The organism is Bacillus sp. AFS023182, assembly GCF_002560575.1.
Classification (GTDB): Bacteria; Bacillota; Bacilli; order Bacillales; family Bacillaceae_G; genus Bacillus_A; species Bacillus_A arachidis.
Genome location: NZ_NTRO01000024.1, coordinates 17220 through 41482 on the forward strand (window position 1 = coordinate 17220; position 24263 = coordinate 41482).

General features: G+C 36.4%; 23 protein-coding genes and 1 pseudogene. 15 read left to right on the top strand and 9 right to left on the bottom strand.

All coding sequences use genetic code 11. The features are described from left to right. Nucleotides 1–84 precede the first annotated feature (84 nt). Both CN288_RS13220 and CN288_RS13225 read left to right on the top strand, forming a co-directional pair. Nucleotides 85–1581 carry an L-lactate permease gene (locus CN288_RS13220; RefSeq protein ID WP_098302406.1) on the top strand — a complete coding sequence of 499 codons (1497 nt, stop codon included), beginning with the start codon at nucleotides 85–87 and terminating at the stop codon, nucleotides 1579–1581. A gap of 100 nt (nucleotides 1582–1681) precedes the next feature. Next, nucleotides 1682–2365: a DUF2278 family protein gene (locus CN288_RS13225; protein ID WP_098302407.1), complete on the top strand. Its 684-nt coding sequence runs from the start codon at nucleotides 1682–1684 to the stop codon at nucleotides 2363–2365. Between the two features lie 14 nt (nucleotides 2366–2379). On the opposite strand, the gene CN288_RS13230 is transcribed toward CN288_RS13225, so the two are convergent. Continuing rightward, nucleotides 2380–3213 (bottom strand): hypothetical protein, encoded by an 834-nt coding sequence (locus CN288_RS13230; RefSeq protein ID WP_090693138.1) that lies wholly within the window; start codon nucleotides 3211–3213, stop codon nucleotides 2380–2382. Nucleotides 3214–3489: 276 nt separating this feature from the next. Between CN288_RS13230 and CN288_RS13240 the strand changes: the two genes are divergently transcribed. Then, complete coding sequence (locus CN288_RS13240) at nucleotides 3490–4749, top strand: TcaA 3rd/4th domain-containing protein (RefSeq protein WP_098302408.1); 1260 nt, start codon at nucleotides 3490–3492, stop codon at nucleotides 4747–4749. A gap of 176 nt (nucleotides 4750–4925) precedes the next feature. Here CN288_RS13240 and CN288_RS29565 read toward each other — a convergent pair whose 3' ends face one another. Beyond that, nucleotides 4926–5360 (bottom strand): hypothetical protein, encoded by a 435-nt coding sequence (locus CN288_RS29565; protein ID WP_098302409.1) that lies wholly within the window; start codon nucleotides 5358–5360, stop codon nucleotides 4926–4928. 362 nt (nucleotides 5361–5722) lie between these two features. Here CN288_RS29565 and CN288_RS13250 point away from each other — a divergent pair, with 362 nt between their 5' ends. Next, nucleotides 5723–7057, top strand: coding sequence for an FAD-dependent oxidoreductase (locus CN288_RS13250; protein ID WP_098302410.1), 1335 nt, complete (start codon nucleotides 5723–5725; stop codon nucleotides 7055–7057). A gap of 183 nt (nucleotides 7058–7240) precedes the next feature. Continuing rightward, on the top strand, nucleotides 7241–7651 hold the full coding sequence (locus CN288_RS13255) for a DUF3908 family protein (protein WP_026591454.1): 411 nt from the start codon (nucleotides 7241–7243) through the stop codon (nucleotides 7649–7651). 33 nt (nucleotides 7652–7684) lie between these two features. Here CN288_RS13255 and CN288_RS13260 read toward each other — a convergent pair whose 3' ends face one another. The 6 genes from CN288_RS13260 to CN288_RS13285 form a co-directional block, all read right to left on the bottom strand. Beyond that, on the bottom strand, nucleotides 7685–8278 hold the full coding sequence (locus CN288_RS13260) for a class I SAM-dependent methyltransferase (protein WP_026591453.1): 594 nt from the start codon (nucleotides 8276–8278) through the stop codon (nucleotides 7685–7687). A gap of 116 nt (nucleotides 8279–8394) precedes the next feature. After that, nucleotides 8395–9960: a SagB family peptide dehydrogenase gene (locus CN288_RS13265; protein WP_098302411.1), complete on the bottom strand. Its 1566-nt coding sequence runs from the start codon at nucleotides 9958–9960 to the stop codon at nucleotides 8395–8397. A 113-nt stretch (nucleotides 9961–10073) separates the two neighbouring features. Continuing rightward, nucleotides 10074–12023: a TOMM precursor leader peptide-binding protein gene (locus CN288_RS13270; RefSeq protein ID WP_026591451.1), complete on the bottom strand. Its 1950-nt coding sequence runs from the start codon at nucleotides 12021–12023 to the stop codon at nucleotides 10074–10076. Further along, nucleotides 12023–13942, bottom strand: a complete 1920-nt coding sequence (locus CN288_RS13275; protein ID WP_098302412.1) for a putative thiazole-containing bacteriocin maturation protein — start codon at nucleotides 13940–13942, stop codon at nucleotides 12023–12025. Before CN288_RS13275 ends, CN288_RS13270 begins: the two co-directional genes overlap by 1 nt. A gap of 149 nt (nucleotides 13943–14091) precedes the next feature. Further along, nucleotides 14092–15351, bottom strand: coding sequence for a 2-oxoglutarate dehydrogenase complex dihydrolipoyllysine-residue succinyltransferase (gene odhB, locus CN288_RS13280; protein ID WP_026591449.1), 1260 nt, complete (start codon nucleotides 15349–15351; stop codon nucleotides 14092–14094). 154 nt (nucleotides 15352–15505) lie between these two features. Further along, nucleotides 15506–18373: a 2-oxoglutarate dehydrogenase E1 component gene (locus CN288_RS13285; protein WP_098302413.1), complete on the bottom strand. Its 2868-nt coding sequence runs from the start codon at nucleotides 18371–18373 to the stop codon at nucleotides 15506–15508. 895 nt (nucleotides 18374–19268) lie between these two features. Here CN288_RS13285 and CN288_RS29570 point away from each other — a divergent pair. The 6 genes and pseudogenes from CN288_RS29570 to CN288_RS29575 form a co-directional block, all read left to right on the top strand. Further along, on the top strand, nucleotides 19269–19391 hold the full coding sequence (locus CN288_RS29570) for a hypothetical protein (RefSeq protein WP_255259971.1): 123 nt from the start codon (nucleotides 19269–19271) through the stop codon (nucleotides 19389–19391). Nucleotides 19392–19497: 106 nt separating this feature from the next. After that, nucleotides 19498–19701 carry a helix-turn-helix transcriptional regulator gene (locus tag CN288_RS13290; RefSeq protein ID WP_026591447.1) on the top strand — a complete coding sequence of 68 codons (204 nt, stop codon included), beginning with the start codon at nucleotides 19498–19500 and terminating at the stop codon, nucleotides 19699–19701. 23 nt (nucleotides 19702–19724) lie between these two features. Next, the gene (locus CN288_RS13295; protein WP_026591446.1) at nucleotides 19725–20102 is read left to right on the top strand and encodes a hypothetical protein; all 378 of its coding nucleotides are present in this window, start codon (nucleotides 19725–19727) and stop codon (nucleotides 20100–20102) included. A 29-nt stretch (nucleotides 20103–20131) separates the two neighbouring features. Beyond that, nucleotides 20132–20314 carry a DUF3976 domain-containing protein gene (locus CN288_RS13300; protein ID WP_026591445.1) on the top strand — a complete coding sequence of 61 codons (183 nt, stop codon included), beginning with the start codon at nucleotides 20132–20134 and terminating at the stop codon, nucleotides 20312–20314. A 388-nt stretch (nucleotides 20315–20702) separates the two neighbouring features. Then, nucleotides 20703–20855, top strand: a complete 153-nt coding sequence (locus tag CN288_RS13305; RefSeq protein ID WP_141527968.1) for a pseudouridine synthase — start codon at nucleotides 20703–20705, stop codon at nucleotides 20853–20855. Further along, nucleotides 20855–21409, top strand: a pseudogene (locus CN288_RS29575) (glycoside hydrolase family 25 protein); the annotation flags it as partial. The gene CN288_RS13305 and the pseudogene CN288_RS29575, both read left to right, overlap by 1 nt. A 538-nt stretch (nucleotides 21410–21947) precedes the next feature. Here CN288_RS29575 and CN288_RS13315 read toward each other — a convergent pair. Beyond that, on the bottom strand, nucleotides 21948–22388 hold the full coding sequence (locus CN288_RS13315; protein ID WP_098302416.1) for a hypothetical protein: 441 nt from the start codon (nucleotides 22386–22388) through the stop codon (nucleotides 21948–21950). 340 nt (nucleotides 22389–22728) lie between these two features. Between CN288_RS13315 and CN288_RS13320 the strand changes: the two genes are divergently transcribed. The 4 genes from CN288_RS13320 to CN288_RS13335 are packed head-to-tail and all read left to right on the top strand — an operon-like array spanning nucleotide 22729 to nucleotide 24246. Further along, a complete protein-coding gene (locus CN288_RS13320; protein WP_098302417.1) occupies nucleotides 22729–23607 on the top strand; it encodes a WXG100 family type VII secretion target in 879 nt (292 codons plus the stop codon). 2 nt (nucleotides 23608–23609) lie between these two features. After that, nucleotides 23610–23804 carry a hypothetical protein gene (locus CN288_RS13325; protein WP_098302418.1) on the top strand — a complete coding sequence of 65 codons (195 nt, stop codon included), beginning with the start codon at nucleotides 23610–23612 and terminating at the stop codon, nucleotides 23802–23804. Between the two features lies 1 nt (nucleotide 23805). Then, entirely contained in the window at nucleotides 23806–23997 is a 192-nt protein-coding gene (locus CN288_RS13330) for a hypothetical protein (RefSeq protein WP_098302419.1), read from the top strand. Next, nucleotides 23998–24246 (top strand): DUF4176 domain-containing protein, encoded by a 249-nt coding sequence (locus CN288_RS13335; RefSeq protein ID WP_098302420.1) that lies wholly within the window; start codon nucleotides 23998–24000, stop codon nucleotides 24244–24246. The last annotated feature ends 17 nt before the right edge of the window (nucleotides 24247–24263 follow it).

Genomic DNA, 24263 nt, shown 5'->3' on the forward strand with positions numbered 1-24263 from the left:
AAGAACTGTTACGAATGAATTGAATATTCTGCCAACTGTTATATAATAGTTACAATTGTACTTTATAAGAAATGAGATGATGGTATGGCTGTTTTGTTGGCTCTTATTCCAATTATGATGATCTTTATTTGTTTATTTGTATTTAAGCAAACATCGCTTAAAGCTTCATTAATTTCCTATGCTGTATGCGGTGGAATCGTTTTACTAACGCCAATGTTTCGACTGCAAATGGGAGAAATTGTACATGCAACGGTTAAAGGCAGTTTAATTTGTTTTATCGTCGGATATGTTTTGTTTTTTGGTATTCTTTTATTTCACCTCATGAACAAAATGGGTTACATTGACCAAGTTGCACGCTTTATAGAGCATGTTACACGGGATCGATTATTACAAATGCTCTTAATGTGTTTTGGGATTTGTCCACTTATTGAATCAGTAAGTGGATTTGGGATTGGTTTTATGGTGTCAGCTCCTATTTTTCTTTCACTTGGCTATAAACCGTTTCAAGCAGTTTTGTTATCCTTTATCGGTTTACTAGCAAGTTCATGGGGAGCGATGGCAACGGGAACAATTATCGGATCGCAGCTTATCAATATGCCATTAGTAAACTTAGGATCTAGTACAGCACTACTTAGCATTCCGATATTCGCGTACTTTATTATATTTTCTTTGTATGTAGTAGGTGGGTGGTCTGCGGTAAGACAGAAATGGAAGGAAGCAGTAGGGTTTTTTCTCTTATTTTCTGTAGCTATCTATCTTTCTAATGCATATGTTAGCGTTGAACTAGCTGGGATCTTAAGTTCAATTGTAACAATTACATTTGGCTTCCTTATCATTAAAATATCAGCAAGGCAGGAAAAGGAATTGTTATCGGAGCATGCTGCAACGACGCAGCGAGAAGTTTCTATTTTAAAAATTATAAGTCCTTATTTATTTTTAACAGTTTGTATTTTGCTTTCTCGTCTCATTCCGTCATTACATAATATATTGCAATCTTATGCTATTCTTGATTTACCAACGTACTCTTATAAACTAGCATTATTATATTCACCTGGATTTTGGCTTGGGGTTACATGCTTATTTACCATTGTGTTCTTCCGTATTCCTTCTACTATTCTAAAACAATCTTTATTGCAAACACTAAAGCAGTGGATACCGTTTGCGATTACAACGACAATGTTCATTGCCATTTCAGAATTAATGGGTGCGGCGGGGATGCACACATTGTTAGCAGAAGCAGCAGGGCAAACATTTGGAACGATATTTGTTTTTGTTGCCCCGTTCATTGGTGCGATTGGTGGTTTTTTAACAGGAAGTAACGCAGGATCGAATGCGATGTTTATAAAACTACAAATGCAAACAGCGCAAAACGTAGGGCTTCCGTGGCAATATGTTACGACGCTGCAAAATACAGCATCATCTGTAGCGACGATTGCTTGTCCATCACGGATTACACTTGGGGCCTATTTATGTAATATCCCGCACTGTGAGAATGAATTATTAAAGAAGACGACGCTTATGATTTTTGGAGCGGTGTTGATTGTGGTGGTAGAGGTTGCCGGGTGGTATGCATTGCAATAAAATATTTGATGAAATCCTCTGCTTTAGGAGGATTTTTGCTTGTTGGTGGATAATTTATAAAAGAACAAGTGTTTCTATTTTGTGAAGAGGAGATGATCCCATGCCACTAAAAAACTACGGCGTTCTAAAAGGTATAGCACGACAATCCATGATTGGAAAAGGGAAAACACCTCATTATCAAGTTCATTTGCAAGATGAATTAGGAGTAGACTACCGCGTTGCAATGAATGTGAAATCGCAGAGTTATCCATCAGAAGTACTATATTATGCAAGTGAAAATATAAAATCGAAAGCTATTAAGATTTTACCGACATTACCATTTGGATTTACAGAAATTAAAAATAATGAACCAAAGGTAGCTTTAGATTATGTGCGGGGAAATTTATTTGATTCAAAACAGATGATTCCTTTGCCGCCAGAAAAATCGGGAACTGACAATGATTTAAATGAAAAAATAGAATATTATATAAAACGAGCAATAGAAGAAAAGGCAATTATTTATGCATTTGGAGAACGATGGGGTCCGGAAAATAATGTGCCTGATCGATATTTTCATTTTAAACCTGGTAATGGGATACATGATATTCATATGAATCAAGGGAATGTAGAGAAGTGGCAGGGAGATGATGGCACATGGCAAGATGGCGGCCTATTCATCCATTTTGAGAAAAAGCAGCAATGGATTGGGATTTTCCTTGCGTTTCAGTCGCAGTCTTGGTGTACAGACGAAGAGGGACATGCTCGGGTTCCAGTGGAGCAGTGTAATTATATAACTAAAACTTAATGAAAACAGCTAGTTCATTTTGAACTAGCTGTTTTCATTTTGTAGAACATAAAGCTGATGCATACAGCGATACATGAAAATAGTATGGCAATACTAGAGAAAGCAAGTACATACATATTGTATTTCACTACATTCCCTATTAGTTGATTACTATCATAATGAAACAGCCCTGCTATTGTATTGAAGAGGAAAAGAACGATAAATATAGTAATTACACCATCTAACGAACCTTCTATATCCGGTTTGCTTAAGGCGATGTGTGCAGAGATACAAATCGCGATAAAAAGAAAAAGCCAAAACAAAGGATTAAATAAGTTGCTAACTGTAAAGAGACTTTTTAATAAGAGAATGGATGATAATAAAATATTTTGCAGTATATCGATATTGATAGAAGCGGTTTGAGTATTTGTTTCAAGAGCATGCATAAATACTGAATAAGATTGTGGTACGAAATAATACATCAAAAGTATCAAGGCGACCATCCCTGAAAAAATAGGAGCAATTCCGATGAAAAAGTTCCCTATTCTTTGATATATGCTTCTTTGATTATATTGATGCTTCACATACCCCAGAAAACCGTTATTTGTATTCGTAGGGAACAACTGAATGGCTACAATTTGATGCCGGAATAAGATACACATAACAGCATGTCCTAATTCATGAATAGGAACGCCAATCCAAGCTGATAAAAGGAATCCTTTTCTACCAAAAGCTTTCGTCCAATATGTTCGTGTAAGAGATTCTAAATATCCTAATAAAAAACCAACCAAAATGATGATACCGATTAAAGAAAATAGTTGTACCAAACTAGTAATGAATATTTGAAAAAGTGTGTGTGCGAGTTCCATAGTTTTTGTCCAATCTATTATTTTTTTATGGTGTATAAACTTTTACATATTGTATATAGATAGAAAGGGTTTTGTCAAAATGTTGCTAGACAGAAGCATGGGGTTCTTGTAGTCATGTTTTGTCTCCTCGTACATATATTAAAGTTAGATCGTAGCGGAATGGATCCTGTGTGTACATGGATCATCGCATATATATTGATTGGTCTTATATCAAAACAATAGTCGATACCTTAAATAGAGGGATAACGAACTTCTAACGAAAAGGTGGCTGAATGGATGAAGGTTTGTGCAAAATGTGGTTCACAATTAATGGATGGCGTGCAATTTTGTCAAAGTTGTGGAACGAGAATAGTTGAGCACGAGCGGAGAGGAAGTGAGAAGGAACCACAGATACGAAAGAAAATGAGCCGAGGAAAGATAATATGGATTGGGATTATGATTCTTTTTGTTGTTAGTTTTGGCGGAGCATATATGTATGGAGCAAAGTATTATTCTGCAGAAGCACAAATCGATAGAATGATTACGATGTTACAAGAAAGGGATGCGGAAAAACTAATTGATATGGTTACAACAGATGACCCGCAATTTGTAGTAGATAAAGAGAGTGTAGCTCCGTTGTTTTCGTATATAAAAGAATATCCTTCCTATGTTCATGATTTAAAAGCTTCTATACAACAGCAAAAGAAGAAGGAAAATAATGTAGAAAAAGTAGATTTTGTATTAACGAAGGATGGAAAATACCTCTTTCTATTTGATCGATATAAATTGAAAGCAAAAACGTATTATGCAACGCTCCTTACGAATGAAAAGGATGCATTGTTAAAGGTAAATGGGAAAGAGTTAGATAAGACAACTGATAAAATGTTTGAAAAGCAATATGGACCATTTTTTCCTGGGATTCAAACGTTCCAATCAGAGTTTAAAAATGATTATGTGAAGCTAGCGCGTGAAGAAAAAGTTTTGCTTATGAAACAAAATCAAAATAATGTAACGGTTGATCTATCGTTACAAGGGCACTACATTACCATTCAAACAAATGTAACAGGAGCAACATTATATGTAAACCAGAAACCGATTACGACTCTCACAGGGGAAGAATTTAAATGGGGACCGGTAGCTACTGATGGGAGCGTTTCTATTTATTTAGAAAAAGAGGGCGCAAGCGGAAAAGAACGAACAAAGGTGGAACATATATCAACAAACCAATACTATACATTATCGTTTCAAAAAAAATCTGAAGAACAACAGTCACCTTCCTCTTCGCCACCAGCAACAACAAAGTATGTATATAACGGATTTTTCTTTCCTGATAGTCATATTCGTAAGTTAACAAGTGCAGAGCTAAACGCTTTAACAAAAGATCAATTGCGGATTGCGAGAAATGAAATATACGCTCGGCATGGCCATATTTTTCAAACGAAAGATATGCAGGACTACTTTTTAAAACAGTCATGGTATCGAGAAAATCCATATTATTCAGGAGGGCTGAATGATATCGAGACGTATAATGTTGAACTTATAAAGTCAAAGGAGTAGACAAATGAAATTCATTTCCTTGTTATAGAAATGAAAGGTACATCAAGGATCATGGTGATGTACCTTTATTATTTATATGGTTGCATTTCATGTAACAAATCCTTTTATGTTTCATGGTAACGATGACATGATTCCGGTTGAAAAATATAGAAGAATTTAAAGGTGAAATTCTCTTTTTATGATTTCTGTAATGGTATGAGGGGAGCTCTAGCTGGTTCGCGAGAAAAAAAGATATGAAAGAGAAAATTGATTCTACTTGCTCTGCCAGTTGTGCTAGCTTGGACATTGGCTAAAGAACTGGAAGAAAGCATGGCTTCAGAGTTCGGTGGAACAGTAATCTCGAGTTTACTGCTTAATCCTTCTGATGTGACAACTGTTATTGTGTCGTAAGAGAGGTTGATAATTTTAAGGATACCAAGTGGATAGACAGCCTCGTCAGGCTGTGATGTGGATGCAAATAGGGTAGATTTCCAAATTTCTTGAAAAAAGGTACTGCTATCAGCTGACCAAGCTTGTGCACCGTAGAGTGTTGCGCTAATGCTGAATTCCTGTTCAAGTGATTGAGCAACTTTTGGTTCAACAGGAGTAGAGATAAGAAAATTACTACACACCGTTTTTTTCACCTACTTTCCATTACGATTGTTATAGCATATTAATAATCGAGTTTGTGAGACACGACATTTTACCTATAGCCGTTCAAAGGAGAGGAAAAATAATAAAAAACCACTCTTTTTTGGGGAGAGCAGCGTCCACCTGTGTGTAGACGTGGTAAGAGCCCTATTGTTTTCAAAGTATAAGTCAAATGGATCTATATACAAAGATGTACGTTGTTATGTTTGGAGGAAAGGGGTTTATTTGTAAACAAAAGGAAGAAAGTATTATACTTTGTATAAGATACGTATAGAGAAAAAGGATTTATTTATGATCAATTTGGAAAATGTAAATAATAGAGACTGTAAGAAGGAGTGATTTGGTGAATTATGTAATCATTGGTGGAGACGCTGCTGGCATGAGTGCGGCCATGCAAATTGTTAGAAATGATAAAGATGCAAAAGTCGTAACGTTAGAAAAAGGTGAAATATACTCCTATGCGCAGTGTGGACTTCCATACGTGATTAGTGGTGCAATTGCTTCCACTGAAAAATTAATTGCACGGGATATTAAGACATTTCGTGATAAGTATGGAATTGATGCTAAAACACATCATGAAGTAACGAAAATTGATACTGAAAACAAAATTGTACATGGTATACATACAAAGGAAAAAGTGAAATTTCAATATAAATATGATCGATTATTGATTGCAACAGGAGTTAGACCTGTTATGCCAGATTGGGAAGGAAAAAATCTGCAAGGTATTCATCTTTTAAAAACAATTCCGGATGCCCATAAAATATTGGAGACGTTACAGGAACAGAATGTTGAGGACGTAACAATTATCGGGGGCGGGGCAATTGGTCTTGAAATGGCTGAAACATTTGTGGAACTTGGAAAGAATGTGCGAATGATTGAAAGAAATGATCATATCGGTACGATTTATGATGCTGACATGGCAACGTATATACATGAAGAAGCAGCAAAGCATAATATTGAAATTGTAACAAATGAAAATGTAAAGGTATTTAAGGGAAATGAGAAAGTTGAATTTGTCGAAACAGATAAAGGAATGTATAAGACGGATCTCGTTCTAGTATCAGTTGGTGTGCAGCCAAACACGGAGTTTCTTACAGGAACAGAAATTCGCAAGAACAAAAAAGGGGCGATAGAAGTAAATGCATATATGCAAACGAATGTGGAAGACATCTATGCAGCAGGAGATTGTGCAACGCATTATCACATCATAAAAGAAACGCATGATCATATTCCACTCGGTACTACTGCGAATAAACAAGGGCGCCTTGCTGGACTAAATATGATTGATACACGAAGAGCGTTTAAAGGAACGCTTGGTACGGGCATTATTAAATTTATGGGACTCACATTAGCAAGAACAGGTTTAAATGAAAAAGAAGCAAGTGGGTTGAAAATACCATATAACACGGTGAAGATAGAGGCAACAAGTATGGCTGGCTATTATCCAAATGCAACGCCGCTTTATGTGAAATTAGTATATCGCTCTGATACAAAGCAACTATTAGGTGGACAAGTAATTGGAGAAGAGGGTGTCGATAAACGAATTGATGTCATTGCGATGGCACTCTTTCATAAAATGAGCATTCATGATTTAGAAGATGTTGATTTAAGTTATGCACCGCCATATAACAGTGTTTGGGATCCGATTCAACAAGCAGCACGGCGAGCGGAATAGTACTTCTTATAGAAGTGCTATTTTTTTTTGAAAACAGCCAATTATACAAAAGAGACACGAAAGCATATTTTTCCTTGAAAAATGTAGTACTTATCTATTATATTTTCATATAGTATTTATTTTTTACATACATAAAAATATGATAGAAACAAGTTAGCACTGAATGATGCAGGAGGATAAGAAATGTCGATCAATATGAGAACAGTAGAAGAGTGGATTGCGGAATCAAATGCAAGACATGAGGAGGACTTTGGAGAAATTGTCCAAGAAATAAAGGAATTATGTGTTGCGGTTGATAACGCTACATTAATTTACCCGAAACATGTATTTTGTTTTGGGAAAAAAGCGGAAGTCTTCTTCTTTTTCCAAGATCATGTTGTCGTTGGTCAAACGAAAGAAGAGTACATTGAAGTTGAAAAATTAAAATATGAAGACATTACAGATATAAGTCTAAAAACAAATGATAAAAATACAACGTTACAGTTGAGATTCTCAAATGGGAATTCTATCATGCTGGATAGTTTAAATGATAACTGTGGAGCGAAAAATTGGTTGTTTGCAAGACAGATTAAAAGTATTTTTAAAGTAATTTAATAGAAAAATCAGACCTTAGAAGGTCTGCTTTTTCTATGATTTGCTCCCCACTATACAAAGGCATCCTTTTTCTTCGTAACATTTCACATGTTGAAAACCAGTTTTACTGAAAAGGTCTACTAATTCTTCTGTTGTCTTAAATTTTTGCATATGATAATTGATTTTGAAGGTTTCAGCGACAATCATAAAGGAACCATTCGGTTTTAAAACTCGAAATACTTCTTTTATATCATTCTCTAAATCAGGCCAAAAATAATGTGTTTGAAAGGCCGTGATGAGATTGAAAAACTCATTATGATAAGGAATAGAAGATACGCTTGCTTTACGAATAATGACCTTTTCATTTTTCACATCTTTTATATTGGATTTTATTGAATTTTCTACTGCTTTTTCTGAATAATCAATGCCGTATATTTTTCCTGAGGTATTTATTTTAGACAGTGTATGTATGGTTCGGCCGCCTCCGCAACCAATATCGAGTATGATTGAATCTTTGGGGATATTTATTTTCTGTAATGCCCAATTTGTTAATCTAACGTGCGCTGTATTCATAATACAAAGCATGGAAGAACCGATAGAACCTCTAGGGTTTTTAGCTTGTTCAATTAACTTTTGTAATACACTCAACCTGACCTCTCCTTTTATATAAATTACCTAAATTTGTATATTCGCTTTGAGCAATTCTAATCCCTTTAAAAAACACGCCCTTTGCTAGCACATTGTACTGAGCGAAGGGCGTGTTTTTAGCTATGCAAATATCCTTTTAACCAAGTGCGATGGCGATAAGGACCAACTGGAATTTGAATAAGGGTCGTTTCTCTTTTTGTATCAAATTCATACAGTTTGTCACATAAGTTTGCATCAAATCCTAAGAGCGGATGTCCTCCCATATCCATAGCTGAGGCTGCTAAGACGAGCTTTTGAACGAGCATTCCAGCTTCCATTTGTTGAATTCGATATCCTCTGTAACCTAAATCGTTTTTTAAATAATCTTTAGTTCCTATTACATGTAAACAGAGTGGTACTTGAAAGAGATTTACATTGTCCATTGTCATACCGGATTGTAAAGGGTGACGTAGATCTCCAGCTTGAATTTGTTCTAATGCATGAGCATTACTGTCATAGGAATAGGCACCATTTGGCACACCTTCTACGTTATAAAAGCATCCGTACAGTGATAATCGCGATTTTGTTTTTATATGTTCTCCATCTAAATCATTTTGATAAGGAAAGGAAAGGGTTGCTTCATGAAGCAAAGTAGCTAGTTGTGTAGCGCTTATTTTCCTTAAGACAAAATCGATATCAGGTGAATAACGTTTTTGACAAACAGTTGCGAAATCATATGATAATGGCTCTACCATGGGGAGTTTCAAAGTTTGTGTGTAATGTGGAACGATTGTCTCTTCAGTTATAGTTCGAAATAGGTCTGTTGAATCTAACATAGATGCTGCATTCATTCTTGTTATGAGAGAGTAATCAGTAAAGTTCTTTGATCGAACAAAGTGTTCATGCTCTAAAACGGGAAGCTGTTGTAAGAGTTCATCAGAAGTGAAATTTGTACTTGTATTACTTTGATAAAACCATTCTTCTGTAGGCTGGGTAGATAACGGAATAACTGCATACACACTTTCTTCTTGTTCACATAGTCCAAGTAAATGATTGATAGCCCGATCTAGAAATTGAAAATATACACCCGATGTATAGCCAAATTGCTTAGAGACTTCTAGTAATTGACCGACGAGGACACCAGTATCGAGACCTTGGAGGCGATACGAAAAATTATTATATTTAAAGAAGTTTTTCCAAAACATTGTTGATACGAAAGCGGTGCCGAAACAAGAAGAGAGGTTGCAGCGATTTCCAAGTGCTTCTGTGAGATAAGAGTCAAAATTCCCTTCACGTAGTAATACGAGACGATGATGCGCTACGTCATAATGGTAAATTCCATGCGGATAATGAATTGTTTTTAAATACAAATATAATTCATTTGGATATAAAGCTCCTCCAGAAGGAATAAATCTTCGGTATATATTTGTTGTTGATTGTTCTTCTAAGCCGAGGGAAGGCTGGCAAAATTGAGTTAGGCCAAATGTATACCAAAGGCAATGCCCAATTTGTTCTATGGTAGGTTCATTAGATAGCTTTTGATCTCGTAATGTTAGAGGTACCTCTAGAGAAAGAGGAATGACAGGTAGATTACGGTATAGCTTATAGGGAAGGGGGGCATCAGCCCAGTTGATGTCCTTGTCCTCGGGCATGACTTCATCAATTGAAAAATGTAAATGGTGTAGAAATGTTTCTAGTTGCATCAACAAGCCTCCTTATCAAGCAATAATCCCCCACATTAAAAATCAGCAAAAGCAAAGAAGAGAGGTGGGGGAGGAAGAAAAACTACTGATTCAAGCGCTACTTTACTGTTTCTTTATGGAAATGGATGCGGATGTGGATTTAGTTGTTCTAATGTAAGTGGTTCACTTGTATATCCAAGTTGCATTGGTACGGTAAGTGCTCTTTGGAGTCCTGTTGTACGAGTAAGTTGATGACCAAATGTCATTGGCAACATACCAGGAATTAATACTTTCACACAAGATAATCCGTTTTTCTGTATGAGAGGAACAGTTTGGTCAATGACAATTACCTCAAGCCCTGAGTGATGTAGTAGATCTAGAAGATGGCGAAGGTCTGAAGTTATATCCCGATCAATCGCTTTTAGCTGATCCATTTCTTTAAATGTTCGCACAGCTCGATTGTCATTTAGTAAAAATTGAAGGCGTTCTTCAGCTTCTGGTAAGCCATATACCATACTATGATCTTCCATTTGGGTAACGAGATAGGGATCGCGTAAACATTGTTCATATTTTTGTTTGTTTGCTTCAAGTTTCTCATCCAGTATAAGCAACATACCTGCTAATTCATGAATAGCACTTTTAACAGCTCGCAGCGGTTCTATATGAGCACCACCTGCACAGACGAGGTTCATTCCACCCTTTTTTGTATTTTTTGCAATTGCCCATATACTTGGAATACCATGCTCCATCGTTGCATCAAAAACATGTAAATCATAACCTGTAATGGTCCGCATTCGTTCAATCATCAATTGTAATTCCACATCGCCTGCGGAAGCTAGATCAAGGCGGGGGAGTGGCAATTGTGCATACCACGTTAGCAAGAAAGCGTCGCGTTCGACTATTTCTAAAATGCCATGGAAAATCGCTTCTTCTAAACTACCTCCAATTGCACAGCCGTTTGAAGTTTCATAAACAAAAGCGTCCCTGTGCCCTAGGCTATAATATGCAATTGATTCCGGAACTAAGATGGGTCGGTTTTGTGATAAAGAATAACCCCATACCCAATCTTGAGAATAATCGGGATCAAATGGTCTGAATGGAAAATTCTCTTTTTCATAGTGTTCATCTGTATGTACACCAATTGTAAGAGGATTGATGGCTTTATCTTCTAATTCTCGATAGCTGCCATGAACATTTGTCCGCTTCCCGCGAGGGGCCATTCCGCAGTATCTCTCTAGTCCTTCTAAAATCGCAGTTGCCTCGCTTATCCTGAATGAATGTGTTCGACCTGCAACTCCTTCGTTACCAAAAAGTAATGGCATATTTACAATAACATCAGCGAATGGTAATAAGGAATGCTGCATCTTTCCATTCAAAAGTCCTGTTCGATAATCTAAATAATCTTTCGTTAAAAACGTATTTAAATCTTCAATAGAACGACATCGGTAGCTTTCAGTACTCGTTTTAAAGCTCGGTTGCAGAGATAGATAAGCAGAAGCTTCAGTGTCATCAGGTATTGTGCTACACACCGGACATACAGGATCAGGAAGAAACGAATGACGTGAACATTGAAGAGTTTGCATGTTAAGTAAAATCACTTCTTCAGCTAAAGAAGTACCCCCTTTTGTTACTATCTTTTCTGTTTCAGCATGAATAAGGTGACACATTTGTAGTAATGCACTTTGCGTTGCGCATATATCTCGTTGCACGGCAGCATCCTTTTTTAAGGAGTATTGCCGCTGTAACTCCCACATTTCTTTTTGATCAAAACCAGCTATAAACCGTCTTGCATCAGCACAATGAGAACATCCTGCTGCATGTGGCTGAACATAAGGGCCAATGATCCCTTCGCCAAATGAAGTAAAACCTCTTAGCCAAGGAATGTTAGCGGATCGAAACATTTCTTCAGCTTTATGATGGATAGAGGAAGGAGAACCATCATGTAGTACGAGAGCAAGTTTAATGTTTTCAGGGAGGGGTTCTTCAAGTGTGTTTTGATGAATGATAGAGTAGTGACCAGATAATTGCTGATTTACATAGCTTGCAAGTAGGCCATCTCCTACAATTAGTATTTGACGCTCCATCAGTCCACCTCCTCTTTTATTACCACACCAACTACACCACCTAATCCTTCTTTTAAAAATGGTTCAATTGCTAGGTCGAGGACGTAGGGATAAAGATTATGTTCCTTTAAATTCTGTAAAGCGAGTTGTAAGGATTCTAATGGTGGAATTTGTTCTTCTTTTTGTACTTCAATTCTAAACGACTCAGCATCGTGTAAAAGAATAGATGATTCCGATAATATATTAGAGTTATAGGGGATTTCGTAGTTTTGTGTATGAAGAAGTGCTTGTTGTAATGCGTCTCTTAGAGCTAGTGTTATATTTAGGTTTGCGCTACCATACCACTGATTGTGTATACGGGCCCAAACAACCGGAAAACCTAGTACATTTTCACCAATCCCTATCTTTGGTTCCCCGTGTATCACGGAGAGTGCACGTAAATAAAATTGGCAGTGGTTGTCATGAATTTCTGTTACTTGTAGTGGCACAATTTCTTCTGTTTGACTTAACTTCCTCGCTTGTAATGTGTGGGTTAAATGGTTTTGTAGCGCACGATACACACCTTCTAACATCGTTTCCCCAGCTCCGATTCCAATGAATTCATCTTGATCAGGAATAAGGAAATTAACCATTTGAGTTACATATGTTTCAATTCCAGTTAGACCTGCCACGCGGCGTGCTTCATCATGAGTTAATCCGCCACAAATAATAGTAGGGAGGAGGGAAGTAGGTCCTTCTGATAAGGGATTGGCAACTTGAACATAGCACTGGGACAACGGTAATTGCTTGAGATCTTGTTCATCCCATATGTGAAAAATTCCAGCTTTATTTGAGGTTAACTGGTCAAAAAAACGAAAAAGCTCATTTGAATGTTTTTGATCTGCATGTCGTTTTAAAGTGTCATCAAGGTCTTGTATTAATTCTATCGTAAAATTTTCAGGGGCTATAAGCGGGTGCTTCATAAATGGATGCCAATTTCCTTCGAGCGTTTCAAAATCTAATAGAAAGAAGTGCTTCTTTGTCTTCCTATTTGAGGAATCTGTAACATGTTTGAATAACTCAAAAACAATTGTATTGGCTAACATAGCACAAGCAATTGGAGAGACGGGATCTGGTGTTTGATCTTTTTGAATAGCAGTTTCATGTATACGGTGCCATGCGGATTCCCAGCATTCTTCAGAGTCAGAAGTAATGACAGGACCAGCTAAGCCTACATGCTGTAAACATAAAGCAGGAAGAAAGTTTTTCTTCTCTTCTCTACAAATTGCATGTATGGCCCTAAGTTTTTCGATATTGCCATTTTGAGATACATATAGAATCCAATCAAATGGATGAAAAACTTCCTGTAAAGAACAATTTCTCGTTGTATCTATTTCTTGAACAAGTACATCTGCATCAGTAGCATGTGCTTGTTGTACAAGTTCATTTAGCCGCGAGAGATTTGTTGCATCAGGATCGGTAATTAGGTAATGAAATTCAGGTAGACCAGATTCAAGTAAAGAAGAAATTAATGAAGTGAAAATAGGTCCAGAGCCAATCGCTAACACTTTAGATTGGCGATACATTTGAAACTTTAGAGGACCTGAGTGAGAGTAAGCCTCTAAAAATTCAATTTGCGGTTCGTATCTCTCAAGTAATGCATCTTCTAATTGGTGAGGGGCGTCTTGATTCAGATCTCGAACAAAACCATTTTTGTGCAAAAGTTCTCCAATTTCAAACACTCTATTTTGATAAGGGAGGGGAAGCCCATTTGTTAGCTCTTCTAAAGTGTGTTCTCCATTAAACATAGGCATTAATTTTTCAATCCATTCATAGATTCCATTACCTTGTATCCGGAACGAACTGGAGTTATTTCGAAAATAAACACCCCCGTTGGAATCGGGGAGAAAAAAGGTATCCTTGTTCATTTTTAGCTTTGTGGAAGCTTGCAGCGTACTCATTCTATTCCTCCTTATCAGTAAATTCTAAACACACATTATCAGTGTATGTACCGTGATTTGTCCCTTATGAGTTATTTTGATTAATAAAAAAGGCTACACGAAAGAATACATTGATTCTTTCGTGTAGCCAATATGATTTAGAAAGTCTATCAACCTTCTAATAATAATGATTTTGGATCTTCAAGCATTTCTTTAACAGCAACTAGGAAGCTAACTGCTTCTTTACCATCGACGATACGGTGGTCGTAAGATAGTGCAATGTACATCATCGGACGGTTTTCCATGCGTTCTGCATCGATTGCAACTGGTCTTACTTGAATTTTATGCATTCCAAGAATACCTACTTGTGGGCTGTTTAGGATTGGTGTTGACATAAGGGAGCCGAACACACCACCGTTTGTAATTGTAAATGTACCACCTTGTAGTTCTTTTAATGTAAGTTTGTTGTCGCGTGCTTTTTTACCTAGTTCACGAATTTCGCTTTCAATTTCAGCGAAGTTTAATTGGTTTGCATCACGTACAACTGGAACAACTAATCCATCTGGAGCTGCTACAGCGATTCCGATGTCATAGAATTTTTTAATGATAAGCTCGTCACCTTGAATTTCAGCATTTAACAATGGGAATTGTTTTAATGCTGCCACAACAGCTTTTGTGAAGAATGACATAAAGCCAAGACGAACATCATGTTTTTTCTCGAACGCGTCTTTACGTTCTTTACGTAATTCCATAACTGCAGTCATATCAACTTCGTTAAATGTTGTTAACATTGCAGATGTTTGTTGAACTTCTACAAGACGTTTTGCAATTGTTTGACGGCGGCGGGACATTTTTACGCGCTCAACTGGCTTTTCAAATTCAGTAGTTACTGCTGGTTTTGGACTTGTTTTTTCTTGTTTTGGCTCTGCTTTTGGTGCAGCAGCATGTGCTTGTACATCATGTGGTCTCACGCGGCCAAGTGGATCAGTGCTGCGTACTTCATTTAAGTCGATTCCTAATTCACGCGCCATTTTTCTAGCAGCAGGTGATGCGATAGGACGATCTGTATTTGGAAGACCTTGTAAAGCTGTTTTAGTTGGTGCAGCACTTGGAGCCTCAGCTTTAGGTGCTTCAGTAACTTCTTGTTTTGGTTGTTCTGCTGCTGGAGCAGGTGCTGATGTACTTACTGCAACGCCGTTTGCATCTAAAATTGCAATTACGTCACCAACTTCAACTGTATCTCCAGGCTCTCCTAGTAGTTGTGATACAATACCTGAATCTTCTGCAATGATTTCTACATTGACTTTATCTGTCTCAAGCTCAACAACGCTGCCACCTTTCTCAACTTTGTCGCCTACATTGATAAGCCATTGTGAGATAGTTCCTTCTGAAATAGATTCTGCAAGCTCAGGTACTTTAATTTCGATCATTTTAAATGTCCTCCCCTTATTTGCCTAACGGTGTGTTTTGTCTTCTTTTCTCTTCGGTAATCTCAATGCTTCAAGCCTGATTGGGCAGAAATTCTTTACAACTTAGTAGGTAAGGAACTCTGCCCAAATGAGCTTGAGTAAATCACTTTCGTTTTTAGTTGCTATAAACTTCTATTTCTTGTTTGTCTTGACGGAAGTTGTACTTTGTGTCTAATGCATGTGCAACGATAAGTTCTTGTTCCGCTTTGTGTGCATGTGGATCGCCGCCTGATGGACTTGAGCGATCTGGACGTCCAATGTAGCCTGTTTTTACTTTATCGCCAGCAAGTTCAAACAGAATTGGAGCCATGTAATGCCATGCACCCATGTTTCGTGGTTCTTCTTGTACCCAAATAATTTCTTCTAAGTTTTTAAAGCGTTTCATGATAGATTGAACTTTTTCAGCAGGGAATGGGTACAATTGCTCAATGCGAACAATATGAACTTCATCTAAATTGTACTCATGTTTACCTGATTCAACCTCTGCTGCTATATCAATTGCCATCTTACCAGTTGTTAAAACAAGACGCTTTACTTTATTTGGTTTTGTACCAAGGTTTTCTTGCTCTAGAGCCATTTGGAAACGACCTTCGCTTAATTCTTTTCCAGATGAAGTAGTAAGCGGATGACGTAATAAGCTCTTTGGCGTCATAATGACTAATGGTCGAACAGCTTCTGTACCAAGGATTGATGCTTGACGGCGTAAAATATGGAAGTATTGTGCCGCACTTGTTAAGTTTGCAACAGTCCAGTTGTTTTCAGCAGCTAGTTGCAAGAAACGTTCTGGACGTGCACTAGAGTGCTCTGGTCCTTGACCTTCATAACCATGAGGCAGAAGAAGAATTAGACCCGATTTTTGTCCCCATTTCGCTCTTCCTGCTGAAACATATTGATCAAATAATGCTTGCGCAGTATTTGAGAAATCACCATATTGTGCTTCCCACATAACTAAAGTTTCTGGAGCGAACACATTATAACCGTATTCATAACCGACAACAGCAGCCTCAGATAACGGACTGTTATGAACAGAGAATGATGCATTAATATTCGGTAAACGATGAAGTGGTGAATATGTTTCGTTTGTTTCTGTATCATGTAATACGATATGACGGTGTGCGAACGTACCACGTTGTGAATCTTGACCAGTTAAACGAATTGGCGTACCTTCTTGTAAAATGGTAGCGAATGCTAACGATTCAGCAAGAGCCCATTCCACTTTACCGCCATCTTCAAGAGCATCTTTACGACGTTCAAGAATTTTCTTTACTTTAGGATATACATTAAAGCCTTCTGGCCATTGTAATAGTCCTTCGTTTAATGCACGTAAAGTTTCAATTGGAAGACCTGTATCAATTGGTTGAATACCTCTTGCAACTACGTCTGGAACTTTAACGTGTATTGCTGCATCACTAGTATCAGCAGGTGGTACTTCCGCATACTCAGCTTTCAATTGTTCTTGCACAAACTGTGTAATTGTTTCAACTTCATCAGCATTTAAAACACCATCAGTTTGCAGTTGCTCTGCATAGATTGCTCTAACTGTCGGATGGTTTTTAATTTTTTTATAAACTTGTGGTTGTGTAACTGCTGGGTCATCCATTTCGTTATGACCGTAACGACGGTAACCGATTAAATCGATTAAGAAGTCTTTTTTGAACAGCATACGATATTGGATTGCAAGGTCAGCAGCTGCAAGACAAGCTTCTGGATCGTCAGCATTTACATGGACGATTGGAATATCGAAACCTTTTGCAAGGTCGCTTGAATATTTTGTAGAACGAGAATCATAGCTATCTGTTGTAAAGCCAACTGAGTTATTTGCAATAATATGAATTGTTCCACCAGTTTGGTATGCGTTTAGTCTGCTTAAGTTTAATGTTTCAGACACGATACCTTGACCAGGGAATGCAGCGTCACCATGAACTAAAATTACGAATGATTTCGAAGTATCTTGTTCAGGATGACCAGCTTTTTTACGATTTTCTTGAGCTGCACGTGCATAACCTTCCACAACAGGGTTAACAAATTCAAGATGGCTTGGGTTGTTCGCTAACGTTACACGTGTTTGAGCATCTTCAGCCCCAACAACTTGCTCTCTACCTAAATGGTATTTCACGTCGCCAGTCCAGCCAGCATTACTATTTACACCTTCTATAGTTGCATGTTTGAATTCTGCAAACATGTGACTATATGGTTTTTCTAGTACGTGAGCGAGTACGCTAAGGCGCCCGCGGTGAGCCATACCAATCATAACGTCACTTACGCCGCCCTTAGCACCTTCAGAAATAATTTCATCTAGTACAGGTACAAGCATATCAACGCCTTCAATAGAGAAGCGTTTTTGACCTACAAATGTTTTATGCAAGAATTGCTCAAAACCTTCAACAGCTGTTAAACGTTTTAAAAGAGCAGTTCGTTTTTTATTTGGTAGTGGTTGACGCAAGGAATTTGATTCCACCATTTGATGCAACCACGCACGTTCTTCACTATCTTGTATATGAGAAAATTCATAGGCTAAAGATTTTGTATAAACATCTTTTAATCTATTAATTACATCAAGAGCTGTGTGAATACCAATTGGTGCATCTGGCCATACTGTTTTTGCTGGAATCGCTTTCAAATCTGCATCGCTTAATTCGCTCATTACTTTCTCGATGAGACATTGTCCATTTGTTAGCTCTTCCATTGGATTAATATGAGCCAATGTATGACCGAATGAACGGATATTCTCAACAAGTTGAACGACTTTAAGAATCTTTTCAATGTTTCCTGTGTTTTGAGGAGAAAAATTTATTTCTGTGTTGTCCCCTGTTACGACATCTGCTTGGAATGTAGGAGCCCCAAAAGTTTCAAAAAGCTCTTGTAATTCCGGATCAACTGAACCTTCATTAGTCACGTAACGATCATACTGTTCAATAACATAGCCAAGGTTCGGACCATGGAATTTGGCCCAAGGGTTTGTCAATGTATTCTTCCTCGTCATTTGTTTAAACCTCCCAATGCATGTAATCCTTTTTTCATAATGTGAAAGAATGCATTTTGCTCTTTTCATAATTGATGAACCAGTAATGAATGTAAATGTTATCTTTACTCTTATGTTATTACAATAATTTACATAATACCAAACATTATTACTTATCCGTTTTGTAAAAAAACATTCACAATTACTTATCACCCAAGTTAATCTTTCATGTTATAAATTAATTTTAAGGAAAAAATAGGTGATTTCATCTGGTACATCAGTATTTAAAACAAAATCTTCCAGATGAAAGTATAGGATAAATTGAAAGAATGTTTCGACAAAGATGATTTGATTTATGTATATTAAAATAATAAGCGCTTTCAAGAATATTATACAACAATATAATGGAATATAGTATAAAAAATAAAAAATTATGAATTTATCGTAAACTTTGTTTCGATAGTGTTAAATATTGAAAGGAAAAAAGAAGTATTTGCTTATAATTGGTGATTGTCATTTGAAAATGGTTCATAAATCGTTAGTTTTTGCAAATATAACTGAAAATTGCTCGAAAATGATAGCAGGCTTCATTTCTATAGGAGAAGAAGTGTAATATTTTAAAAAGATAAAGTGCTTATAACGATATTAATTTTTCCTAATGATAGCCGATTGATATAGCAAATTTCTTTATGTAGATTAGGTAATGAGGAAGTGAGATATTATAACAGAATCGTTTAGAGTGTTCTTATTTGTTATGACTCTCCATTTTTATACTATTCAACAATTGTTTAAAATGAAAAGTGGATAAAAATGGGCAGGAAAGAAATAAGGGATCAATATGAGAACTAGATGAAGGGGATTTACGAAAGTATGAATGCTGTGTTCCTTTTGCGTAGAGATACATAGGAGCTGTGAAATGAAAAGGGAAACAGATAATGGGAATTTTGGTGTTCATGTCATTCGGCTGATAGTATTTTCAATGGTTCTATCGATAGTTGGTTTAGTTCTATGCATTCGTTATAAAAATCATCTTGATTAGAAATAAAAGATGGGAGTAGGGAGCTTTGAGGAGTTTATGTAAAGTAAACTTGACGTAAAGGTTGCTTTACATTTATACTCTGTGTAAGGAGGAGGGGAATATTTCCTTGGAAAACAAAATGGTAGAATACAGAAAAAAGTTTGGCCTGTCACAAGAGAAGTTAGCTGAAAAACTTGGCGTTTCTAGACAAACTATTATTTCAATTGAAAAAGGAAAATATGATCCATCACTTCCTTTAGCATTTGAAATTGCGAACACATTTCAGACAACGATAGAAAATGTATTTATTTATGAAGGGAAAGAGAACTAAATCTACATAGGGGGGAAAGAAAGATGAACTACTCACAAAAATATTTTTTGATTATGGGGATTATCTTTTCTGTTATGAGTGGATTTATGCTATTTATAGGTATAATGGCGCATTCTTCACCACCGTCACAAACGTACACATTACTAGCGATGACAGTCATGTGCTTTTGCTTAAGTTATCTCCATCCACAATTTAAGGAGAAAGATGAAAGGATGAAGTTAATTCGGCAAAAAGGAATGTTCTATTCTTATTTTGCGTTGTTAGCGTATTATATTCTATTTTCAATCGGATTAAATTTAAAGATCATTACATTGTCTGCTGCAGAACTGCTTAACATTTTAGCAGCATTAACAATTTGTACGGTCTTTATTTCATTCGTTATTTTGTCTAAAAAATATTAAAGCTGAAATGAGAAAGGTGAATGAGATAGATGCAAAGTATATTTGCTTTTGGGATCGGGCTGCTTTTATTTTTAGCAGTGTACTTATTTATTCGTAAGGATATACAAGGGAATACATTGACCAAGAGAGGTTTCTATAAGTTGATGGGGTGTTTAGTAGTCATGCTTATAGCAATTGTCGTAATGATTGTCTTGGTGAGTAAACAATTATAAAAAAGTATAGAATAAAGCCCTGTTTTTGTTTAAGTGTCAAAAGTAGGGTTTTTATTTTTCTTTAACATGGGGAGTACATACTTTGGTAGATAAGAAACAAACTACTACCATAGTGAACGAGATGGCAGACGGAGATACTGGTGGTTGATCTCTTGAATGGAAAAACAAATGGGAACAAGGAAGAATCCTTGTTTTATTTTTATGGACAGAATTATTAAGTAGAATATTAATAAATGAAGATGTTTGAAGGTGGTACTAAACTCTTTTCTTCCTTATTAGTCTATGCGATAGATAAAAGTATGCTTGGACAAAGAGAAAAAGGAGTTTGATTTGATAAAGTTTGTATGAGTTCGCAACCGAAAAATATAGGTTGCGTTTTTTTATTACTATGATTTTTAGTTGGAAAAGTAGATTAATAGAAAAGGAAAGCCCATTAGATCAATTTGCACTTTATATATTATTTGTTGGTACTGCAATAGGCATTTGGTCTGACCATGAGACAAGCTCTGAATATGATAATAATAAAGGAGATGTTGAATAATGGGGTATATCGTCGATATTTCGAAATGGAATGGTGATATTAATTGGGGAGTAGCAGCCCCGCAGCTTGACTTAGTGATTGCTAGAGTACAAGATGGATCAAACTATATAGACCCAATGTATCAATCATATGTGTCTTCAATGAAAGCTTACAATGTTCCGTTCGGAAACTACGCTTTTTGTAGATTTGTTTCCGAAAATGATGCAAGAGTAGAAGCAAGAGATTTTTGGAATCGTGGTGACAAAAATGCATTGTTTTGGGTAGCTGATGTTGAAGTGAAAACAATGGAAGATATGAGTGCAGGAACACAAGCTTTCATTGATGAGTTACGCATACTCGGTGCTCAAAAAGTAGGGTTATATGCGGGACATCATGTGTACAGCCCATTTGGTATGGAAAAAGTAAATGTTGATTTCGTATGGATCCCGCGTTATGGGGATATCAAACCAGCGTATCCATGTGATATGTGGCAATATACTGACGCAGGGAATATATCTGGTATTGGCAAATGTGATTTAAATCGTTTAATTGGAGATAAGCCTTTATCATGGTTTTTCGGAGATAATGAGCCTGCACCAGGGTTTCTTCCCCCTGATTGGAAAACGAATAATTTAGGTTCTATCACTGTAACAGTAGCTATAGCAAACATTCGTGAGGCGCCATCCTTACAAGCAAAAGTTGTACGTCAAGCGACAAAAGATTCTGGACATGTATACCTAGATTGGTTTTATGATGGTTCTCATTTTTGGTATAAAGTAGCTGAAAAAAACTGGATGCGCGATGACGTATGTAAAATCAATAAAGATGGCAAAACAAAAGGTGTCGTTTGGATTTCAGGAACGAACATCAATCTTCGTAAAGGAGCGTCCAAAAATGACCAAGTTGTAGGAAAAGCGCATAGTGGAGCATGGGACGTTCATTTTAGATACGAAGATTGGATTTATGTATACAAAGATGGCATTGAAGGATGGATGTATTTTGATGAATCTTATGTGAAATGGATTAGATAAAGTGAAACTTTAATCAGTGGAGGGTTTTATCCCCCCACTGATTATTATTTGAACCAGTTTGTTCTGCTGCACAAATGCATTTTTACAAGTTAAGCTTCTCGATAGTTAATGATGCAGCATTAATTTTGTGCCCGTTTAGAATGGGGAGTAACACATCTGTAGTTGATCCTATATTTCGAAGTTGTAGTGTTGAGCATTTGGGAATATGGATAATAGCCTGTCCAGAAAGCATCAGACTCGCTCCAGTCACTTGTCTTTGTATACCATAATTAGTAAGTCGCCCACTTACTAAAGAATCATTTAAAATTAAACCATATATTGAAGTAGAAGCAGGACCATCAATTAATAATAGATATTCGACTTTATAGTCGCCTGATTTAGGTATTATTAGGGTGTCACTAGGTGGGGTAAACTCTATACGATTTAATGGACCATTTCTATTAAATTCTATGTTTGCACCTGGTTTAATTTCTATAGGATTGTTACCTACAAGTGTAACGTAACCATAAGCTGGTTTCGACATTATTATGCATCTCCTTATTTATTATTCTTATCATTGTATGCGATCAAGTTAAAAATGATTGAATGTTAGTCTAGTAAAAATGAATTATGTATCCCCTATCTATGAGTGAGCATTATAAATAGACGTATAAATCATTCAAAGTACAGTGAGTAATACGCGTTTGTTTCAGACTTGTTCCTTTTAAACGATTTGAAGACAAACAAAAAACGCCTGTAGCGAAGCAGTCTGCTAACTGCGAACTCTTTTTTTGTAAAATTTTTATAAGTATGGAAAAATTCTTCTGTGTAATTACTTCCTTGTGGTAAAATATTCTATATGAATATTAAAAAGGGGAATGGTTATGGGGAATATTAAAGTTACTCCTGAAGAGTTGCGCAAGGTTGCATGGTCTATTCGATCAACAATCACCAATGCAAAGACAACACAAGAGCAGCTAAAGAAAGATATTGATATGCTTTGTAATGCTTGGATGGGTGCAACCTATATGAAATTTAATACAGATTTTCGAGATTACTCTTTAAGAATGGCTCGATTTACAATCATATTAGAACCGCTTGAGAAGTTTCTTCTTGCAACTGCACAAAAATTCGAAGAAACTGATAATATGGAGATTGCTAGTTTTGTAGGTTCAGTGTATCTACAAGAACCTGTAAATGGTCAAACTGAGATTCTTACAGGTTCAGCTGAATGGAAAGAAGATGGCCGCCTTGGTGGTAAAGGAGAGGGGGATTTAGTAACAGGGAAGTTCGCTATTTCAGAAAATACTAATTTTTCATTTAAGGCAGGACATGGAGAGATTGATATAAATGCCCCTTATACCTTTGATGCTATAAAAGAAGACTTGTTTACAGGCAACATTATCGGAGGTAAAGTAGGAGTTACAGGTCTAGAAAATACCATCACAACTAGCGCTATATTTGATCGCGAGATGAAGGTAACACAAAAATTCTTAGATGGTTCTCTAGCCTATGGAATTGAGGATTACACATTTAAAGATGATGCGGAGTTAACAGTCCAAAAATATGAACTATCAACAAAAATTGATATCCCCGATTTTATTCCTATAATAGGGGAATATGATCTTGAAGTGCGTGGCGAATTAGGATTAGGAACATTTGGTTATAGGTTTCATGTAGGTCAAGAAACTGGTGGATATGTTGGTGGTGGAAAAGTCGGTGGTGGTTTATTTGCTAAATTTGTTAAGCAAGGAGAAGAATAGTTGTGTTTAAACAAGCAAGAATTATAAAAATTTTTGGTTTTTCAGCCTTACTTATATTTAGTTTGTTTGCTCCTTATGGGTGGGGAAAAAAATTGGCACTTATTGCTTTTGTACTTATACTAGCCTTTTTATCTTTTGGTACAACAAACTTATTAGAATACATAACTAATAAATTCAAAAAGAATAGGGATAAGTAGTTTGTTTAAGCAAGGAAGAATTATTATTATTGGTACAATAGTAACAATCATTGCCAGTTTTATGGTACCTGCAGACATTAAAACAAAAATTATAAATGTACTTGTAGTACTTTTCTTTGGCGTAATAGCTATGGGATCTTCATTGTTTTTTGAACGTGCTTACAAAAAAATACATAAAAAGGGGAATAAATAAATGAAACTTGTACCAATTGGAACAGTAGTTAAACTAGAAGAGGTAGAGCCGATCATTATGATTATTGGAAGAATGGTTGTATCAGCAGATAAACGAGATTTTGATTATGTAGGTGTTCCTTATCCAGTAGGTTATTTAGGTGATGAAAAAGTATTATGCTTTAATCACGATAAGATTGTCGAGGAAATGCATAGAGGATATATGACTGAGAGTGAATTAGTTCTACGTGAGAAGTTAGTAGAATTGTAAATCAGCTGAAAATGAAA

Excerpts from the sequence above, each read along its gene's own strand:
- CN288_RS13315 (WP_098302416.1), bottom strand. The coding sequence starts at position 22,388 with ATGTCGAAACCAGCTTATGGTTACGTTACACTTGTAGGTAACAATCCT.
- CN288_RS13220 (WP_098302406.1), top strand. The coding sequence starts at position 85 with ATGGCTGTTTTGTTGGCTCTTATTCCAATTATGATGATCTTTATTTGT.
- CN288_RS13320 (WP_098302417.1), top strand. The coding sequence starts at position 22,729 with ATGGGGAATATTAAAGTTACTCCTGAAGAGTTGCGCAAGGTTGCATGG.
- CN288_RS13255 (WP_026591454.1), top strand. The coding sequence starts at position 7,241 with ATGTCGATCAATATGAGAACAGTAGAAGAGTGGATTGCGGAATCAAAT.
- CN288_RS13335 (WP_098302420.1), top strand. The coding sequence starts at position 23,998 with ATGAAACTTGTACCAATTGGAACAGTAGTTAAACTAGAAGAGGTAGAG.
- CN288_RS29570 (WP_255259971.1), top strand. The coding sequence starts at position 19,269 with ATGAAAAGGGAAACAGATAATGGGAATTTTGGTGTTCATGTCATTCGG.
- CN288_RS13300 (WP_026591445.1), top strand. The coding sequence starts at position 20,132 with ATGCAAAGTATATTTGCTTTTGGGATCGGGCTGCTTTTATTTTTAGCA.
- CN288_RS13305 (WP_141527968.1), top strand. The coding sequence starts at position 20,703 with ATGATTTTTAGTTGGAAAAGTAGATTAATAGAAAAGGAAAGCCCATTA.
- CN288_RS13265 (WP_098302411.1), bottom strand. The coding sequence starts at position 9,960 with ATGCAACTAGAAACATTTCTACACCATTTACATTTTTCAATTGATGAA.
- odhB (WP_026591449.1), bottom strand. The coding sequence starts at position 15,351 with ATGATCGAAATTAAAGTACCTGAGCTTGCAGAATCTATTTCAGAAGGA.
- CN288_RS13275 (WP_098302412.1), bottom strand. The coding sequence starts at position 13,942 with ATGAGTACGCTGCAAGCTTCCACAAAGCTAAAAATGAACAAGGATACC.
- CN288_RS13240 (WP_098302408.1), top strand. The coding sequence starts at position 3,490 with ATGAAGGTTTGTGCAAAATGTGGTTCACAATTAATGGATGGCGTGCAA.
- CN288_RS13295 (WP_026591446.1), top strand. The coding sequence starts at position 19,725 with ATGAACTACTCACAAAAATATTTTTTGATTATGGGGATTATCTTTTCT.
- CN288_RS13230 (WP_090693138.1), bottom strand. The coding sequence starts at position 3,213 with ATGGAACTCGCACACACACTTTTTCAAATATTCATTACTAGTTTGGTA.
- CN288_RS13285 (WP_098302413.1), bottom strand. The coding sequence starts at position 18,373 with ATGACGAGGAAGAATACATTGACAAACCCTTGGGCCAAATTCCATGGT.
- CN288_RS13270 (WP_026591451.1), bottom strand. The coding sequence starts at position 12,023 with ATGGAGCGTCAAATACTAATTGTAGGAGATGGCCTACTTGCAAGCTAT.
- CN288_RS13225 (WP_098302407.1), top strand. The coding sequence starts at position 1,682 with ATGCCACTAAAAAACTACGGCGTTCTAAAAGGTATAGCACGACAATCC.